This window comes from Flavobacterium sp. (assembly GCF_004295795.1).
In the GTDB taxonomy this organism is placed as follows: Bacteria; Bacteroidota; Bacteroidia; order Flavobacteriales; family Flavobacteriaceae; genus Flavobacterium.
The window spans coordinates 1-16,377 of sequence record NZ_SEBR01000016.1 but is presented as its reverse complement, the minus strand read 5'-3'; the positions used below and the strand labels follow the sequence as shown (position 1 = coordinate 16,377).

General features: G+C 47.6%; 17 protein-coding genes. 4 read left to right on the top strand and 13 right to left on the bottom strand.

Annotation, left to right across the window (positions count from 1 at the left end; all coding sequences use genetic code 11):
• Nucleotides 1-2 precede the first annotated feature (2 nt).
• On the top strand, nucleotides 3-419 hold the full coding sequence (locus EOO49_RS13535) for a DUF6691 family protein (protein WP_290846567.1): 417 nt from the start codon (nucleotides 3-5) through the stop codon (nucleotides 417-419).
• A gap of 303 nt (nucleotides 420-722) precedes the next feature.
• On the opposite strand, the gene EOO49_RS13530 is transcribed toward EOO49_RS13535, so the two are convergent.
• Nucleotides 723-1,502, bottom strand: a complete 780-nt coding sequence (locus EOO49_RS13530; protein ID WP_290846565.1) for a glycoside hydrolase family 16 protein — start codon at nucleotides 1,500-1,502, stop codon at nucleotides 723-725.
• 159 nt (nucleotides 1,503-1,661) lie between these two features.
• Here EOO49_RS13530 and EOO49_RS13525 point away from each other — a divergent pair, with 159 nt between their 5' ends.
• Nucleotides 1,662-2,108 carry a lipocalin family protein gene (locus EOO49_RS13525; RefSeq protein WP_290846563.1) on the top strand — a complete coding sequence of 149 codons (447 nt, stop codon included), beginning with the start codon at nucleotides 1,662-1,664 and terminating at the stop codon, nucleotides 2,106-2,108.
• Nucleotides 2,109-2,160: 52 nt separating this feature from the next.
• On the opposite strand, the gene EOO49_RS13520 is transcribed toward EOO49_RS13525, so the two are convergent.
• Nucleotides 2,161-2,436 (bottom strand): ATP-dependent Clp protease adaptor ClpS, encoded by a 276-nt coding sequence (locus EOO49_RS13520; protein WP_290846561.1) that lies wholly within the window; start codon nucleotides 2,434-2,436, stop codon nucleotides 2,161-2,163.
• Between the two features lie 46 nt (nucleotides 2,437-2,482).
• A complete protein-coding gene (gene prmA / locus EOO49_RS13515) occupies nucleotides 2,483-3,316 on the bottom strand; it encodes a 50S ribosomal protein L11 methyltransferase (protein WP_290846559.1) in 834 nt (277 codons plus the stop codon).
• A 206-nt stretch (nucleotides 3,317-3,522) separates the two neighbouring features.
• Between prmA and EOO49_RS13510 the strand changes: the two genes are divergently transcribed.
• Nucleotides 3,523-4,746 (top strand): porin, encoded by a 1,224-nt coding sequence (locus EOO49_RS13510; protein WP_290846557.1) that lies wholly within the window; start codon nucleotides 3,523-3,525, stop codon nucleotides 4,744-4,746.
• Nucleotides 4,747-4,831: 85 nt separating this feature from the next.
• On the opposite strand, the gene EOO49_RS13505 is transcribed toward EOO49_RS13510, so the two are convergent.
• The 8 genes from EOO49_RS13505 to EOO49_RS13470 form a co-directional block, all read right to left on the bottom strand.
• Entirely contained in the window at nucleotides 4,832-9,424 is a 4,593-nt protein-coding gene (locus tag EOO49_RS13505; RefSeq protein ID WP_290846555.1) for a PQQ-dependent sugar dehydrogenase, read from the bottom strand.
• Nucleotides 9,425-9,463: 39 nt separating this feature from the next.
• The gene (locus EOO49_RS13500; protein ID WP_290846553.1) at nucleotides 9,464-9,886 is read right to left on the bottom strand and encodes a hypothetical protein; all 423 of its coding nucleotides are present in this window, start codon (nucleotides 9,884-9,886) and stop codon (nucleotides 9,464-9,466) included.
• 68 nt (nucleotides 9,887-9,954) lie between these two features.
• Nucleotides 9,955-10,605 carry a tetratricopeptide repeat protein gene (locus EOO49_RS13495; RefSeq protein WP_290846551.1) on the bottom strand — a complete coding sequence of 217 codons (651 nt, stop codon included), beginning with the start codon at nucleotides 10,603-10,605 and terminating at the stop codon, nucleotides 9,955-9,957.
• Between the two features lie 8 nt (nucleotides 10,606-10,613).
• Nucleotides 10,614-11,366, bottom strand: coding sequence for a triose-phosphate isomerase (gene tpiA / locus EOO49_RS13490; RefSeq protein WP_290846549.1), 753 nt, complete (start codon nucleotides 11,364-11,366; stop codon nucleotides 10,614-10,616).
• Nucleotides 11,363-11,863: a TlpA disulfide reductase family protein gene (locus EOO49_RS13485; RefSeq protein WP_290846547.1), complete on the bottom strand. Its 501-nt coding sequence runs from the start codon at nucleotides 11,861-11,863 to the stop codon at nucleotides 11,363-11,365. Before EOO49_RS13485 ends, tpiA begins: the two co-directional genes overlap by 4 nt.
• A gap of 160 nt (nucleotides 11,864-12,023) precedes the next feature.
• Nucleotides 12,024-12,308, bottom strand: a complete 285-nt coding sequence (locus EOO49_RS13480) for a hypothetical protein (RefSeq protein WP_290846545.1) — start codon at nucleotides 12,306-12,308, stop codon at nucleotides 12,024-12,026.
• A gap of 29 nt (nucleotides 12,309-12,337) precedes the next feature.
• The gene (locus tag EOO49_RS13475) at nucleotides 12,338-13,441 is read right to left on the bottom strand and encodes a BT_3928 family protein (protein ID WP_290846534.1); all 1,104 of its coding nucleotides are present in this window, start codon (nucleotides 13,439-13,441) and stop codon (nucleotides 12,338-12,340) included.
• A 21-nt stretch (nucleotides 13,442-13,462) separates the two neighbouring features.
• A complete protein-coding gene (locus EOO49_RS13470) occupies nucleotides 13,463-14,002 on the bottom strand; it encodes a DUF1599 domain-containing protein (RefSeq protein WP_290846532.1) in 540 nt (179 codons plus the stop codon).
• 96 nt (nucleotides 14,003-14,098) lie between these two features.
• On the opposite strand from EOO49_RS13470, the gene folP reads away from it, so the two are divergent.
• Nucleotides 14,099-14,929: a dihydropteroate synthase gene (folP, locus tag EOO49_RS13465; RefSeq protein ID WP_290846530.1), complete on the top strand. Its 831-nt coding sequence runs from the start codon at nucleotides 14,099-14,101 to the stop codon at nucleotides 14,927-14,929.
• Nucleotides 14,930-15,188: 259 nt separating this feature from the next.
• Here the strand turns inward: folP and rlmH are convergent, their stop codons facing one another.
• Complete coding sequence (gene rlmH / locus EOO49_RS13460) at nucleotides 15,189-15,662, bottom strand: 23S rRNA (pseudouridine(1915)-N(3))-methyltransferase RlmH (RefSeq protein ID WP_290846528.1); 474 nt, start codon at nucleotides 15,660-15,662, stop codon at nucleotides 15,189-15,191.
• Nucleotide 15,663: 1 nt separating this feature from the next.
• On the bottom strand, nucleotides 15,664-15,849 hold the full coding sequence (locus EOO49_RS13455; protein WP_290846526.1) for a hypothetical protein: 186 nt from the start codon (nucleotides 15,847-15,849) through the stop codon (nucleotides 15,664-15,666).
• Nucleotides 15,850-16,377: the final 528 nt, after the last annotated feature.

Below are 16,377 nucleotides of genomic sequence, written 5' to 3'. Positions count from 1 at the left end.
CAATGTTCAAAGCACTAAAATATCTTTTCGTCGGATTTATTTTCGGCATCGTCCTGACCAAATCCGAAGCCGTTTCGTGGTACAGGATTTACGAAATGTTCCAGTTCCAGTCGTTCCACATGTACGGGATCATTGGCGTGGCGGTCGTCGTCGGAATGATCGGCGTCCAGATCATCAAACGAACGCATGCCAAAAACATAAAAGGCGAAGTCATAAACATTCCCGACAAAGAACCGGGTTCGGCCCGTTATTGGATCGGCGGTTTGATCTTTGGCCTCGGATGGGCGTTGGCCGGAGCATGTCCAGGCCCGATCTTCATCTTGATAGGAGCCGGTTTTTGGCCGATGCTTCTGGTCTTGGCCGGAGCGCTCGCCGGAACTTTTCTTTACGGGCTGATCAAGGATAAATTGCCGCATTGAGAAACTGAAATCCGCGAATTATCGGGTAGAACTTCCGCACAAATTCAAAATAACACAAGCCACGAATGCACGAATCTGAATCTATTTTATTCGTGCATTCGTGGCTTAAATTTTTTGGTTCAAAAGACTCACCACTTGCGATATGCAGTAAAGAATTCGCGAAGCGCCTTGCCCAATTCGCGATTGAAACTTCCACACAAATTCAAATAAATGAGCCACGAATGCACGAATCAATTCATTCGTCTATTCGCGGCTTAAATTTTTAAACGTTACCAGTTATCGTCTAAAGACTGACTTCGAGGTTTACTGATAAACCCGAACGTAATCCACCAAATATTCCTGAGGAAAAATAGAATCATCGACCTCAGGCCCGCCAAAATCGCCTCCCACGGCGCAATTGATGATAAAGAAAAACGGTTGGTCGAACGGCCAGTTGTTTTGCGTTTTTTCTTTCGGAGCATAAGTGTAAACCGGTTTGTCATCCACAAAAAAGATGATGCGGTTTTTGTTCCAGTCGCACGCAAAAGTGTGATAACCTTCCTCGAGGTTCGGGAATTCGGTTTTTTTGGAACTCGCGTTCGCGCCATGCGTATCCTGCGTATGGATCGTCGTGTAAGCCATGTGAGGCTCGCGCCCGATGTATTCCATGATGTCGATTTCGCCGCCTTTGGGCCATCCGGCAGACGAAATATTCGAACCCAACATCCAGAACGCCGGCCAAATGCCGTGTCCGGTTGCCAGTTTCACTTTCGCTTCCATGTAACCGTACTGGAATTCTTTTTTGCCTTTGGTCGTGATGCGGGTCGAAGTGTAACCCACGTCGTCTTTCTTGATCGTGATGGCGAGTTTGCCATCGGCTACTTTGTGGTTTTTGTCGCCATAATTCTGTCGTTCGTGGTTGCCCCAGCCGTTGGCGCCATATTCGAAATTCCAGACTTTGGTGTTCAGGGCTTTTCCGTCGAAATTGTCTTCCCAAACCAACTTTTTTCCGGTTTTTTGGGCGAATAGTGCAGAAGTTGCCATTAGTAGAATCGCAGTTTTTGTCTTGACCGAGGTTTCGGCCATCGTAAAGAGTCGTGTCATTTTTTCAGTTTGAAATTTAGCGTCCTATCAAAAATAAGAAAACGTTTTCGACAATAAGTCCCAAAAGTCGCGTTAATAAGTCAGGACAAACTTTTTTGGGAAATGCCGCGAGTTTGCCTTTTTCGGAATATTTTTGATTAACCTAAAATGGATATACCTATGAACAAGACGAGATTCAAATTGCTTTCTGTAGCGATCGCGCTGGGTTTTCTCGCCAATTCCTGCGGCGATGACGATGGTGCCAGAGCTTCGATTGTCGGAAAATGGGATTATTCCCGAACGATAACTGAAGTCGAAAACCAAAATCCGGTTTCCCAGAACTACGCCGGACACGAACCGGGTTGCGACAAAGATTATCAGGAATTCAACGCCGATGGAAGTTACCGTGACGTGGCACTTTTCCAGAATCAGGACGACGAATGCACCGAAATCGCGGTCAATGGCGATTATTCTCAGGACGGCGATTTGCTGACAGTTTCGGAAGATGGAGAAACGCCTCAAACGTACACGATCACGAAACTGACGGGATCAGAACTTCGGTATTCGTCCACGACGCAAAACGGCGGACTGGATTTTACGGTGACTCTGGTCTTCCGAAAGAAATAATCCGGAATTCATAGAAAAACAAAACCCTTAGCGCAAACTAAGGGTTTTTTGTTTAGAATATCTCGGCGCTCAAGCCCGCTTCCAAAAGTTGGGAACACTGCGGTTTGAGTTCGTCATACGGACCGGTTTTTACGGTACATTTTCCGTTGTAGTGCACGATAAGCGAACATTGTTCAGCCTGTTCGGGCGAGTGGTTGCAAACACGCATCAACGTGTCGATCACGTGGTCGAAAGTGTTTACGTCGTCGTTGTACATCACGATCTCATTCTGGTTGTAGATCGCTTCTTCAACGGCGACTTCTTCCAATATCTTTTCCTTCGTACTCATATCCAGTAGGTTTGTATAAACGAGTTTGTTGGTTTTAAACGGAAAACTAATTTACATATTTTAGGGAAACCCAATTGTTGCGCGAGAATTTTTTAACGTAAGTCAAGCCTTTTGAAACGCAGCTTTCGTCAATCGCTTCAATGTCTTGTTCGTAAAATCCGCTCAAAAGCAAAATCCCGTTTTTGTTCAGGCAGTCGACGTATTGTTGCATATCGGCCAACAAAATATTGCGGTTGATGTTGGCGATGATCAAATCGTAGGACTTTCCCTTTAGCAATTCGGCGTCACCTTCGTAAACCATAATGTGTTCGCAACCGTTTCTTTCGGCATTTTCTATGGAATTCAGGTAACACCAATTGTCGATGTCGATCGCATCGGTGGGTTTTGCGCCTTTCATTTCTGCGAGAATCGCGAGGATCGCCGTTCCGCAGCCCATGTCCAAGGTCTTGAGATCTTTCACGTCGGTTTCCAGTAAATGTTGGATCATCATGTGCGTCGTCTCGTGGTGTCCGGTCCCGAAACTCATTTTGGGTTCGATGACGATGTCGAATTCGGCGTCCGTTTTTTCGTGGAAAGGCGCGCGTACATAGCAACGTCCGTCAACCTCGATCGGTTCGAAATGCTTTTCCCATTCCTCGTTCCAATTTACCTGGTCGATTTCCTCGATCGTATAAGTGATCGTGAATTCGTCCGATTTCAAAATGAACAGATCCTCGAGAATGTCCTCGCTCCATTGGTCTTTCTTGATGTAGGCGACGAGTCCGATTTCGTTCTCGACGAAGCTTTCGAAAGGTTTTTCGCCCAATTCGGCAAGCAGGATTTCGGCTCCGGGATCTTTCGGGGCGACCGTAAAATGGTAGCCGAGGTAAATGTTTGACATGTCTTGAATTTTTGCAAAGGTAAAGTGAGAAAGGCCAAATCGCAAATTAGAAATCTCAATTCTCAATTCTCAAATCCCAAAATCCAAATCCCAAATCCCAAATCCCACTCGATAGCTATCGGGAACGATTTCCAAATTCGACTTGTGACATTCGGCTTTCCAATTCCGACATAAAAAATTAACTTTGCGTTAACAAACAACCGACCATGAAAAAAATCGCGCTGCTTTCGTTGCTTTTGCTCGGATGCAAAGCCACATCTCAGATTGTCGTCGGGCGCACCGACAACGACAACGACCTCAAGCTCTCGACACTTCCGTATTACAACTTCGGAAAAGGCGTCGGGCTCACTTCTCCCGACAGTATTTTTCAGCTGAACATCCGTTTCCGGATACAAAATCGCGTGACGTATTACGATAACGAAGGCCAGGATCCGACCTACGACGGACAGATTCGCCGTTTGCGTCTGCGTTTTGACGGATACGTCGGAAACCCGCATTTCCTTTACGCGATCCAATTGTCGTTCGCGCCTGGCGACACGGGTGAAATCCGCGAAGGCGAAAACCTCAATATCATTCGCGACGCCGTGATTTATTACCGTCCGAACGCGAGTTGGAATTTTAGTTTCGGACAGACCAAACTTCCCGGAAACCGCCAGCGCGTAAATTCTTCGGGCGGATTGCAGCTGACCGATCGCTCGATAAATAACGCCAGGTTCACAATCGATCGCGATTTTGGTTTCCAGATACATCAACTCAACGAATTCAAGGACAAATTTTCCTACAATTTCAAGACCGCCGTTTCAACCGGAGAAGGCCGAAATGTCACGGGAAATGCTGACGACGGCGTGGCGCTCACCGGAAAGGCCGAGATTTTTCCGTTCGGTGCTTTTACCAAAGACGGAACTTACTTCGAAGGCGATCTCATGCGCGAGAAAAAACCGAAGTTGATGTTTTCGGGCGCTTTCCAGCAAAACAACCAGGCCAGAAGAACAGGCGGACAGCTCGGAGAGGAACTTTACGCCCAAAGAACGATGAAAAGCGTATTGCTAGACGCTATGTTCAAATACCACGGTTGGTCTGCGATGGCGGCTTATATGTCGAGAAATACCAGCAAAGATCCTGTTACTGTGAATCCCGAAGACGTGACAGCCATCCGTTATGTCTACACCGGACACGGTTTCGATTACCAATTGAGTTATCTTTTTCCGACGAATTACGAAGTCATTGGACGTTTTTCGACGCTGAAACCGAATTCAGAAATCTTTTCGCTCACGCCTAAACAGCAGGAATTTTCGCTAGGTCTGACCAAATACATTTGGGAACACACTTTCAAATTGCAAGGTGAAGTGACCTACGATATGCTAGATTATAGCGATGGAAGCCAGCGAAACAATTGGTATGTACGTTTCCAGATCGAGATGGGAATTTGATGCCTCGACAAATTTCAGGCGAATAAATAAAAAAAGCGTGTCCGGATTTTCCCAGACACGCTTTTGTGTTTTAGGGCAGATCAGACTATCGCTTGATCATTTTGAGCGTGCTGACATTTTCGCCTTGGGTTACGATCACGTTGTAAACGCCTGACGGGAATTGTTGTCCGAAAAGTGCATTCTCGATCGCAGCTGCGGAAATTTGCTTGTCCTCAACCAATTTTCCGACCATATCGTAAATCTTGACATTCACGTTTGCTACGTCCGAAGCATCGATATCGACAGCGAAATTTTCCGTGAACGGATTCGGATAACCGACCGCCTTGAATTGCCTCGACGCTGATTCCGATCCATTTTCCTTAACCAAAACCGAACGCGCCGAACCCGGAGCCGTAATCGTACAAACTTCGCTGAGCGGCGACCAAGCGCCAGAGGTAAGCACGGCAACGCGCACGGCATAAGTCGCTCCGGCAACGTAACCCGGAACTTGCTTGAAACTGAAATAATGTACTGGTCGGTCAACGATGATTGTCACAAGGTTTGAAAGGTCGGTGAGCTCGAATCGATACGATGTAACTCGGTTGAGGCTGGTTGTTGCGATAAGCGTGGTGTTCGAAGGCACTATTCCGCCACAATTCACCAAAGTAGGAACTGCGGGAGAAGAAATCGTACAAGCCGATCCAAAACCGGAATAATCGCCATTGGTTTTCACGGCGACTTCCACGCTGTAAGAAGTTCCATAAGTGTAAGTCGGCAACATTGTCAGCGAGAACCAATTCAGCGGCCGGTCGAGAATTTGTACTTGATTTGGCGCGGTAGCGTCGGTGAGATTGGTGATCCTGAAACGGTAGCCTGAAACGCCCGCCAAACTTGTCGTGGCGATAAGCGTGCTTAGCGATGGTAAAATCGTGCCACATTGTATAGGATTTATGGCCGCTTGTCCGCCGTTTGCGAGAACGTTCGGAGTCGAAACCAAACAAGATTCTCCGTAATAGCCCGTCCATTGTCCGTTTACGCGAACTGAAACCGAAACCGAATATGTCGTCGCGTAGTCGTAAGATGCGAGCGAAGTCAACTGGAAATTCGGAACGTTTCTATCGATCGTCTGTACATTTCCTGTCGCGACATTTTCGATCCGGAAGCGGTAGCCGTTTACGGGAGTAGGCAAGCTCACCGCGCCAATCAGTGAATTTAGGGTCGAAAGCGTCGTACCGCATTGGGTTGGAAGCACTTTCGAATAATAGGGCGTGCCGCAAATCACAGCCGATACGTTCAAGGTTTGCGTGCTGCTTCCGGCCTCGTTAGAAACTGTATAGGAAACCGTTTTTGGGCCAGTCGAATTGTAAACAACGGTATGCGGACCAATTCCCGTTGCCGTCGCCGGAGTTGCATCTGAACCAAAATTCCACGAATGCATTTCGATCAATCCCGTCGCAGTCGAGGTGAAAACAACTTCGGAATTCACGCAAGGTGTTGTCGAACTGGCAGAAAGTCCGGCTGTGGGCGCTTCCAACGCAAATTCAAAATCGATGTAATTCACGTTGATGTCGTTCGATTCGAAAACCAGTCGGAATTCCGAAAGGCCTTCGTGCAAATGCAGTCCGCTTACGGTAACGGTTTGCCAGTTTTGGTAACCGCCTGTATTCGGGATCGCGACCGAGCCGGTGATGTTCACGCCATCTTGCTCCAAATGCAGGAAGCGATTGTCGAATGGCGAACTGATTCGGAACTTGATGTTGTAGTCGCCGTGTTCCGATACGAAAGTCGTGTACTCCAACCATTCGCCGTTTTCGACCCAACCGACGTTGAAAGTGCCTTCGGAAGCGGCTTGGAGATCGACATCGTCCGTGCGGAAAGCATTTCCGTTGTTGCCTTGGCTCAGGTCGTGATAGGCGATTCCTTCGCCGTCAAGATCGTACTCTTCGATTTCAACGCGACCCGGAATAACCTTCGGACTGCCACCGTAAGGAGATTGCGGCGTCTGTTCGCAAGTATTTGATTGGATCGTGCCGACTTTCGTGTTGCTTCCGATGGCGTTTGTCGCGGTAAGCGTGACGGTTTTTTCACCTTCGGAAGTGTAGACTACCGAGTGCGGCCCGATTCCTGTTGCCGTGGCCGGAGTCGCGTCCAATCCGAAATTCCATTGGTAAGTATCGATGGTTCCGAACGAAACCGACGTAAAGGTTACTTCGGTTCCAATGCAGACCAGTTGCGAACTCGCCTCGAAATCGGCGGTTGGCGCGGCATTGTTGTTTCCGGTGTAGACGAATTCGAATTTGTTGACGTTCACATCGGCCGAGTCAAAATACAACGTGATGACGTGAATGCCTTGCGTCAGTGCAAGATTCTGGATCGTAGCTGTTTGCCAGGCCTGAAAACCGCCCGTATTCTGGATGTTCACCGCGCCCGTCACGTTAACGCCATCGACCTCGAAATGCAAGGTCCGATTGTTGTTTGGTGTAGAAATCCGCATGTTTATCGTGTAATTTCCGGTCGTGTTGACATTCGCCGTGTACTTCAACCATTCGCCGGCTGCCACCCAACCGATGTTGAAACCGCCTTCACTGCAAGCTTCCGTCCCGACGCCGTCTCCAGGCCTGTAAGTGGTGTCGCCGCCTCCGTTGCTGTCGAAAAACGCGCCGATCCCGATGTCGTAGTTCTCGGCTTCAATAACGCCCGGAATTTGGGCGACAATGCCTTGATACGGCGCTTGCGATAAATCGGTGGCCGTGTAGATTGCGGTGTAGGTGATTGCGCCCGATGTCGGTGCCTGAAACAGCTGGTTCGCCGCTCCGCCGTGTTGCCAATGATCGAAGTCGTATCGCGTATTTCCGACAAATTGTGGCGTCGGAGCGTTCAACGTCTGGAACGTCGCATTCGCCACGACTTGTGCTGTCGCAGGCGCAACAACCGTTTTCTGGTTGAGTTCCAGCGTCAGTCCCGTTGGCGAACTAGCCGCCGTGACGTTGACAAGATTCGGATGCACGTCGACGAAATCAGTTGCGGTCAAACCGTTGCTGTCAGTGACCGTTACGGTGAATCTGTACCACACGTTCGGTGTTTTTTCACCTTGATTGTTCGCCACGAAAGTCCCTGAACTTACGCCAGACGGGCTCGCTCCGGGATGTGAATGCCCTGCGCCGGGAACGTCTTCGTGAAAAAGGTCGATGCTCCACGAGAAAGCGCTTTCGGGTAGATTTCCGTCTTCTACGTCAGATGCTGTCGCAGAAAAATTGATCACGTCGTCGTGGTTCCAAGTCAGTGTCGGCAATGGCAACGTGATCTCGACAGCCGGAACGTTGCTGAAAGGCGTGACGGTCAATTGCGCAATGCTCGAGGTCACACTTCCGATTTCATTCGAAACCACACAAGTGTAATTTCCGGCATTGGCCATTGCAACCGAAGGAATCGAATAAGTCGCTGAATTCGCTCCTGGAATAGTCGATCCGTTGAATTGCCATTGGTACCCGATTTGTCCGGCTCCGCTGACGTCGATCGTAAAAGTCGCGGCGTTGGTTTCCATCACCGTTTGCGAAACCGGCTGGTTCACGATCGTGGGCGCGGTTTCCTGAATGTAATTGAGTTTTATCAGATCGCCGTTGTTTCCGTAGCTGCAATAATAGATATAGCCGTCGTTTCCAACCATCATTCCCAAGGCGAACTGATTCGGCGAGTCATAAAAAACCGTCGAGACAGGATTGGGTTGCTGCGTCCAATCGAACTGGCGCAGTTCCGTTCTGACATAATCCTTGATGATAAACTTATTGGCCAAAGCCGGATATCTGATGATCGATGGATTGTACAGAACGCCATTGGTAAGTGCATTGCCGATACTTCCCGTTGCGTAAGTAAAAATCGGATTCGTGAACAAGTTGGTTTCGGTTTGGATGCCGTCTCCACCTTGCGGATGTCCCCAACCGTAATTGCGGATTTGCGGGTTCGAGATCTCGTTTATTTCTTCCCACGAAGTTCCCACGTCGAGCACGAACAATTTGTTGGCGACCGCATTCGGGACCAAGCGCCAAGGATTTCTGAAACCGTACACCCAAATGCTTTGTCTTTGGACGGAACCGCTTCCATAGAAAGGATTTCCTGGCGCGGGCGATCCGTCTTCGGTCACACGCAGGATTTTCCCTTTGTAAGTGTCGAGATTTTGTGAGTTCTGGTTGTTTTGGCTGTCGCCGACGGTAATGTACAGGAAACCGTTGAAGAATTTTAGGTCGCCTCCGTTGTGGAATCCGCCGCCTATCGGTTCGAGCAAAAGGATTTCCTGTCGCCCCAATTCCTGGTTTGCTGCATTGACCTGGACGCGCTCGATTCTATGGCGCACGATTCCGGCATCGATTATCGAATAGAAAACATAGATGTAACCGTTTGTGGCGAAATTCGGATGCAGTGTCAAACCCAAAAGGCCTTGCTCGTTGTTGGTTGTCGTCGTTACCGAAAATACGGTGGAAACTGTTCCGTTTTGGTAGACTTTGACGATTCCACCGCGTTCGGCTATGAAGATTCGGCCGTCAGGCGCTTGTTCCATCGAAAGTCCTTCCTTGATGATTTGGGTAGGAGTGAGGTTTTCGGCAGCATATTGCGAATGCAGCGCGGTGGAAAAACTCAGCAGTAAAAACAAAAAAACGGGAATTGTCCGTTTTCTGCCAAAAGAAAATAGTTGTGTTAGCATAGTTTGTTATTTGAGGTTGTGGTTATGTTGCGGTTTTGTTTACTGCGTGAATTCCAGATTGAAAACGAAGATTTTCATATAACGCTCGTCGTTCGCCTCGTAAGAATAAGTGAGGGTTTTCTTTTCGACGTTCAGCACGATACGGCTCTTGAGGATTTTGGAACGCAACGACCACACGCTTTCTCCGTTTTCAGATTGGAAACTGGTGATGTTGCCGTGAAAGATGCGCGTTTTTCCGTCATCTGTCATACAAATTACAGCGTATCCGTTGCTTTTGTTGACTTGTTCGCGAATGTCGATCAGCGAATGTTCTTCTTCGTTGTCCTTGAGTTCGTACGACTGCTTTTGCTCGTTCCACATAAAGAACTGACGGGAATTCGAGACATAACGCAATTGGGAATCGGTCTGCGAATGCGCAAGTTGACCCAATATTGCCAAGGCAAAGAGGAGTAAGTATTTCATTTTCAGAATTTAGGGCGAAAGCGAAACGCCCAAACGTTCCTCAAAAGTATAAAAGAAAAGTTAAGATTTCAGCGCTGGGCGCATTTTTTGAGCTCGTGTTCCAAGACGTAGATTCTCGATTTGAGTGCCTTGAAATTGTTCAGCGCGGGTTCGGTTTTTTTGAAACTCTGTTCGGCAGCCTCGCATTTCCCCTGCTTTATCAGCGCCTTGGTCATGTTGTAGTAAGACATGTAGTAGCTTTTCTCGTCGTTTGTCTGTGACGCGGTGTGCTTGGAGACGATAATGCACTTTTCGTATTCGCCGTTGAGGTAATAGCTTCGGCCCAAGTGAACTCCCGCATTCAACTGCGTCGGATCGTAAATGATATGCGAGCGGTTGTAGTATTCGATGGCATCGGAATAACTTCCGGATTCGTAAGAAACATGTCCTAACGTAGTAAGGATTACGGCATTCTGGGGTTCGAGTTCGAGCGCCTTGAGCAAATGGCGTCTGGCTTCGTCGAAATTGCCTTTTTCGAAAAACGCGCTTCCTTTGGCACACAAAGACTCGGCTTTGGCGTCGTTGAACTTCATGCGCTGTTGGTAATGGTGAAGGCCGCTTAGTTTATCCTCGGACGAAATCAAGTGCTGCGTATCGTCTGCCTCGGCTTTATTCCCGACGCAGCAATAACTCATGGCAGCGATTATGACCGATGCAAAAAACGAAGCGACCTTTCCCATACTTTAGTTTATATAGCCGATGCGATTGCGGCAAAATCATCGGCTTTCAGCGCAGCTCCGCCAATAAGTCCACCGTCTACATCTGGTTTTGAAAAAATTTCTTTCGCATTGTCAGGTTTTACGCTTCCGCCGTAAAGGATCGAAACGTTTTCGGCAATTTCACCACCGAATTTGTTCTTTACCGTCTCGCGGATAAAAGCATGCATTTCCTGCGCCTGATCGGGAGAAGCGGTTTCGCCCGTACCGATCGCCCAAACCGGTTCATAAGCCAGAATGATCTTGTCCCAATCTTTCGAATCGATCTGGAAAAGTCCGTCGTTCAATTGCGTTTCCACAACTTTGAAATGGTTTTCGTCCTTTCTGTCCTGCAATTCTTCCCCGAAGCAAAAAATCACGGTCATGTCGTTTTTCAACGCTGCCGATGTCTTCGCCGCGATGATGGCGTCGGTTTCCCCGAAATGGCTTCTTCGTTCGGAATGCCCAAGGATTACGGTTTCCACACCGATGCTTTTTAACATGTCGGCTGAAATCTCGCCGGTGTAAGCGCCATTTTCAGCCTGATGCATATTTTGCGCGGCCACGGCGATATTGGTGAACTCAAGGTGTTGTACAGCCGACACCAGATTGACGAAAGTAGGAGCGACCACGAATTGGGCTTCTACGTCTGTAGGAAGTTTTTCGATCAGTTCGTTCAGTAAGTCTTCTGTTTCCTCGGCATTCTTGTTCATTTTCCAGTTGCCGGCAACGATTTTTTGTCTCATTTCGATTTTAGTTGGTTAAGCGTTTTGTCCATGCTTTCAAAATCGGTTTCGATGGCGCGGTAAGTCGCGATTTTCCCTTTTTTGTCCACAATGATATATCTCGGAATCCAGTCGAGGTCGATGGATTGCCCAAATTTTCCCTTCATGCCGTCGGTTGCCCAATAATGGTCGCCTTTGAGTTCGTGCTTGGCGATGCCGTTTTCCCATTTGTCTTTGGCCTTGTCCATCGAGATGAACACATAATCGACTTCGGGATGTTTTTGCTGCAAATCCTTGAGTTTCGGCATGGCTTTTACGCAATCGCCGCACCACGAAGCCCAAATCTCGATAACGGTGGTTTTTCCGTTGTGTTTTTTGAGGATTTCAGACAGATTGCTTGACGCATCGCTCAAAGTCGCCAAAGGTTGGGAAAGGCTTTCCTTCGAAAATTCAGATTTCTGTGCGTTCGAACAAGCGAAGATTCCGGCCAGGACGATGGCCATCATTATTTTTTTCATGTGATTCGGATTTTTTCGGGACCATCGCTCAACGTGACTGTCCGGAGTTTGTCCACAAAGGTAATTTCACGAAAATACAAAGATTCCCAAATAAACGATAATATTCAGAAGTGCCGCGGTTCAAAGATTAAGTCTCGATTACCAATGCGGACCATTCGTTTCAGGACGATTTCCGTCGGCCCTCATTCTCGTCCAGGAAAACGACTTTCGATCCTGATTTCTTGCGTTTTTCCTTTATCCTTATCCGGTAGATCTTTCTGACCATGAACGCAAAAACGATTACCGAACACGCCATGAAGAGATTGCCCGTGATTATATAGAAAGTATTTCCGGGAAACGGATCTTCCTTGATCGAAATCCAGTCTCTCAGAAAAAATCCAAGGAGGAAAACCAAGGCGCAGATCGCAATTATACGATAAGATTTCTTTTTCTCTTCCTTGAACATAAGGGGCTAATTTTTGGCAAAATACAAATTTAATCGAGTTTTAGCGCATCGGCGTCTTTCCAATGCAACTTTTGTGCGATCGTTCCGTTTTGGATGATCACCAAACTTGGATTGGCGCGCTCTATCGTCTTCAATGTTGTGGCATCGCAGAAATAATAATCGAACGTGTGCCCGTATTTTTTCTTCGAATTGGCGATTTCGTCCTCGAGTCCGGCGGTCATCATAATGACTTTATAGCCTTTTGACTTGGCTTTTTTGGCGATTCCTTCCAATGCCGACATGCCTTCTTCGCTTGATTTCTTGAGATCGTAAGCCACGAAAACCAGCAATTTGGGCTCTTTCAGAAGTTCATCCTTGTAGTCCGATCCGTCCAATTCCATGGAAAAATCATGGATTGGTGGCACGTAACCTTGTGATATCACTTTGTCGACGCGTTCAACGAACTTCGCATCTGCCGGAAGGTTCATCAAATCGTTTTCACCGAATTCCTTCTTTTGGCCTTTTACTTCATATACGAAAACCATCTCTACTTTGGATTTCTCGGCGCCTTGAGGAAATTCCATGCCTTTCTCGATGTTGTTTCCCACCTTGTAAGCGCGGAAATCCTTGATAGGCAAATGGTTCAGAACCCAATATCCCATGAAGCAGCAAAGTGCGAAACTCACCGCGACCACGGCATTGGTAAGGCCTTTGGACAAAAATGGCCTGATCAGTTTCTGGTTCACGAACAAAATCGCGATCAACACGAGAAGCGCGAGATCTTTGTAGAAAGACTGCCAAGGCGTGAGTTTCAGAGCGTCTCCAAAACAGCCGCAATCTGTGACTTTGTTGAAGAACGCCGAGTAAAAAGTGAGGAAAGTAAAAAATACGATCATGAGCAACAAACTCCATATCGTGAATTTTCGCTTGAATCCGAAAAGCAGCATCACGCCCAAAACGACTTCAAAAATCACGACAAAAACTGCGATCGGCAAAGCCAGTGGCGTCAGAAATGGCAAATTGAGCACTTCCTCGCTGAAATATTCCTCGAGTTTGTATCCGAAACCTACGGGATCGTTGAGTTTGATCAGTCCCGAAATGATAAAAAGCACTCCTACGAGCACGCGTGAAATCTGGGTAATTACGTTTTTCATTGTCGTTGTTTGGCAGTTGTTTTATTTGGCAGACATGTGGATCAACGCGAAAACCGCATAGTTGACCATATCCTGGTAATTGGCGTCGATTCCTTCCGAAACCAGCGTTCTTCCTTTGTTGTCCTCGATTTGTTTGACCCGAAGAAGTTTCTGCAAGATCAGATCGGTAAGCGAACTCACCCGCATTTCGCGCCAGGCCTCGCCATAATCGTGGTTTTTGGCTTCCATGAGCGATTTGGTCGCATGCACATATTTGTCGTAAAGTTCGGTGGCTTTATCGGTATCGAGGTCGGGTTGATCGGCCACGCCCAAATCCAACTGGATCAAGGCCATGATCGAATAATTGATGATCCCGACGAATTCCGCAGCTTCGCCTTCATCGACCTTGCGCACTGAATTTTCCTGCAAACTCCTGATCCTTTGCGCCTTTATGAAAATCTGGTCGGTTAGCGAAGGCAGTCTCAAAATGCGCCACGCACTTCCGTAATCGGTCATCTTATTGATGAAAAGCGAGCGGCACGACGCGATCACTTGGTCGTATTCCTGAGACGTATTGGGCATTAGCTGTATATTTGTTTGCAATGTCCCAAAAGTAGAAAATTATTTCAAAGTGAGCCGAGCCAAAAGCCAGCGTCTTGCTATTAAATGTATAACCCAATGACAATCAACTGCAAAGGAAATCTCGTCGATCTGTCGCGCATCAAGGTGATGGGCATTTTGAACGTGACGCCCGATTCTTTTTTCGACGGCGGAAAGTACAAATCAGACAAAGATTTGCTCGGTCAAGCCGATAAAATACTTTCGCAGGGCGCGACTTTCATCGATCTCGGCGGATATTCCTCTCGTCCCGGCGCCGATTTCGTGACACCCGACGAAGAAAAAACACGACTGCTGCCGGCAATCGAAACACTGCTGAAGGAATTCCCGGACGCCTTGCTGTCGATCGACACTTTCCGCTCTGGCGTGGCGCGCGCCTGTCTGGAAACCGGCGCGGCACTTATCAACGATATCTCAGCGGGTTGGCTGGACGATTTCATGTTCGACGTCATAGCCGAATTCCAGGCGCCTTACATTATGATGCACATGAGAGGAACGCCTAAGACGATGCAACAATTCACCCAATATAACGATTTGGTCAAGGACATTTTGTTCTATTTCTCAGAAAGGATCGAAAAGGCCAGAAAATTGGGGATAAACGACATCATCGTCGATCCGGGTTTCGGATTCTCGAAAACACTTTCCCAAAACTATGAGCTGCTGCACAAACTTGAGCTTTTCGAAATTCTCGAATTGCCGCTTCTAGTCGGGATTTCAAGAAAGTCGATGATTTACAAGTTGCTGGAAACCAAAGCCGAAGAAGCCCTGAACGGGACAACTGTATTAAACACTATTGCAGTTTCGAAAGGAGCGAAGGTCCTAAGGGTTCACGACGTGAAAGAGGCAATGGAAACCGTGAGGATTTTCGAAACGGCCATGGGTTTGCGTTAGGGATGCTGCCTTTGTCTAAGCTCTTTGGCCAGCCCGAAAAGCTGGACAAAAGCGAGTGGCTGCAGCCCGACGGCGGCTCCGAAAGCAGTTGAAGAGCCAAAAAGCGATAGGAGCCAGTAGTTGTGTAAAAATCAGCCGCCGTAACGCCCAAATGACGCCTCACGTAACGTCCGTATCAATTTACAACACTGCTTTCCACAAACTGCAACTGCTTTTTCTGTCACTGCCACTGCTACTGCCACTGCCACTGCTACTGCCACTAAGAATGATGATAAGGTTCGCCCTTCAAGATCGTAAATCCGCGATAAAGCTGCTCCACGAAAAACAGACGTACCATCTGATGCGAAAAAGTCATGGCCGATAGCGAGATCTTGCCGCTTGCCTTGGTATAAATAGCATCCGAAAAACCGTATGGGCCGCCAATGACGAACACCAAAGTCTTGATTCCGGAGTTCATTTTCTTTTGCAATTCCTGGGAAAAACCGACACTCGAGAACGATTTGCCGTTTTCGTCGAGCAAAATCAATTGGTCTTGGGACGCAATTTTCGCCATGATCAATTCGCCTTCCTTTTCCTTCTGTTGGCTTTCGGACAAATTCTTGACATTCTTGATATCGGCGATGATCTCGAGCTCGAACTTGATGTAAAACGACAGCCGTTTTGAATATTCGTCTATGAGTTTCTGGAGTTCCTTATTGTCGGTCTTGCCGATGGCGAGCAGCTTTATGTTCATCTTAAAAGTAATTTCCGTCTTTTTTTTCAGGAAGAAAAGCGAACAGAAGAAGCGCAATCACGATCACGATCCCCGAAATCACCAGAAGCGGAATTGCGCTTTCCATTTCGAAAACGGCACAAAATGATCCGATTGCCAGGAGTAACAATCCTTTTCCCAAAACCAGTAGTGCCGGAAGTTTTTTCATTTTTCAAAATTAAGATTTTTTTGGAGCTTTTTCCGGCTGACAGGCACCAGCTTTTTTGCAAAAACCGGTTTTTCTAAAGTTTAAAACGAGCTTCCTGCGGTCGCTGTTTTAAACCAAGAAAATCTTGGTTTTTTCTGCAAAAGGCTAGTTTGCCCGCATCCGGGCTACGATCGCCATGAAACAATTTTCCTTTTTTCCATCATTTCCTGTGGAACCGGAACTTTTTCTCGCTCTCGAAACCTAAATAAATGAGCTTCGCTCATTTTGCTTTTTTCGGCAGCTGCGCTGCCGCAGGCTTTGATTTTGATTCGTCGCCTGCCAGCGGGGCTTACTTTTGCCTCGCCGCAAAAGTAACAAAAAGGCTCGCGGCACGACAGATTTTGTCGACCTGACAGCCTTGGAAATTCGGGAATTAAAGGAACTCGCGGAGACTTTTTTGGTACGAGAAACTTTTTGGGTTGCTCAAACAGCCTTTAATTCCGCGAATTTCCAAGACGTCAGGTGCCCGCCAAAACGCTCAAATGCCGG

Coding starts and splice junctions, on each gene's coding strand:
- EOO49_RS13525 (WP_290846563.1), top strand. CDS start 1,662: ATGAACAAGACGAGATTCAAATTGCTTTCTGTAGCGATCGCGCTGGGT.
- EOO49_RS13530 (WP_290846565.1), bottom strand. CDS start 1,502: ATGACACGACTCTTTACGATGGCCGAAACCTCGGTCAAGACAAAAACT.
- EOO49_RS13500 (WP_290846553.1), bottom strand. CDS start 9,886: ATGAAATACTTACTCCTCTTTGCCTTGGCAATATTGGGTCAACTTGCG.
- EOO49_RS13455 (WP_290846526.1), bottom strand. CDS start 15,849: ATGAAAAAACTTCCGGCACTACTGGTTTTGGGAAAAGGATTGTTACTC.
- folP (WP_290846530.1), top strand. CDS start 14,099: ATGACAATCAACTGCAAAGGAAATCTCGTCGATCTGTCGCGCATCAAG.
- EOO49_RS13535 (WP_290846567.1), top strand. CDS start 3: ATGTTCAAAGCACTAAAATATCTTTTCGTCGGATTTATTTTCGGCATC.
- tpiA (WP_290846549.1), bottom strand. CDS start 11,366: ATGAGACAAAAAATCGTTGCCGGCAACTGGAAAATGAACAAGAATGCC.
- EOO49_RS13495 (WP_290846551.1), bottom strand. CDS start 10,605: ATGGGAAAGGTCGCTTCGTTTTTTGCATCGGTCATAATCGCTGCCATG.
- EOO49_RS13505 (WP_290846555.1), bottom strand. CDS start 9,424: ATGCTAACACAACTATTTTCTTTTGGCAGAAAACGGACAATTCCCGTT.
- EOO49_RS13470 (WP_290846532.1), bottom strand. CDS start 14,002: ATGCCCAATACGTCTCAGGAATACGACCAAGTGATCGCGTCGTGCCGC.
- EOO49_RS13475 (WP_290846534.1), bottom strand. CDS start 13,441: ATGAAAAACGTAATTACCCAGATTTCACGCGTGCTCGTAGGAGTGCTT.
- rlmH (WP_290846528.1), bottom strand. CDS start 15,662: ATGAACATAAAGCTGCTCGCCATCGGCAAGACCGACAATAAGGAACTC.
- EOO49_RS13485 (WP_290846547.1), bottom strand. CDS start 11,863: ATGAAAAAAATAATGATGGCCATCGTCCTGGCCGGAATCTTCGCTTGT.
- EOO49_RS13520 (WP_290846561.1), bottom strand. CDS start 2,436: ATGAGTACGAAGGAAAAGATATTGGAAGAAGTCGCCGTTGAAGAAGCG.
- EOO49_RS13510 (WP_290846557.1), top strand. CDS start 3,523: ATGAAAAAAATCGCGCTGCTTTCGTTGCTTTTGCTCGGATGCAAAGCC.
- prmA (WP_290846559.1), bottom strand. CDS start 3,316: ATGTCAAACATTTACCTCGGCTACCATTTTACGGTCGCCCCGAAAGAT.
- EOO49_RS13480 (WP_290846545.1), bottom strand. CDS start 12,308: ATGTTCAAGGAAGAGAAAAAGAAATCTTATCGTATAATTGCGATCTGC.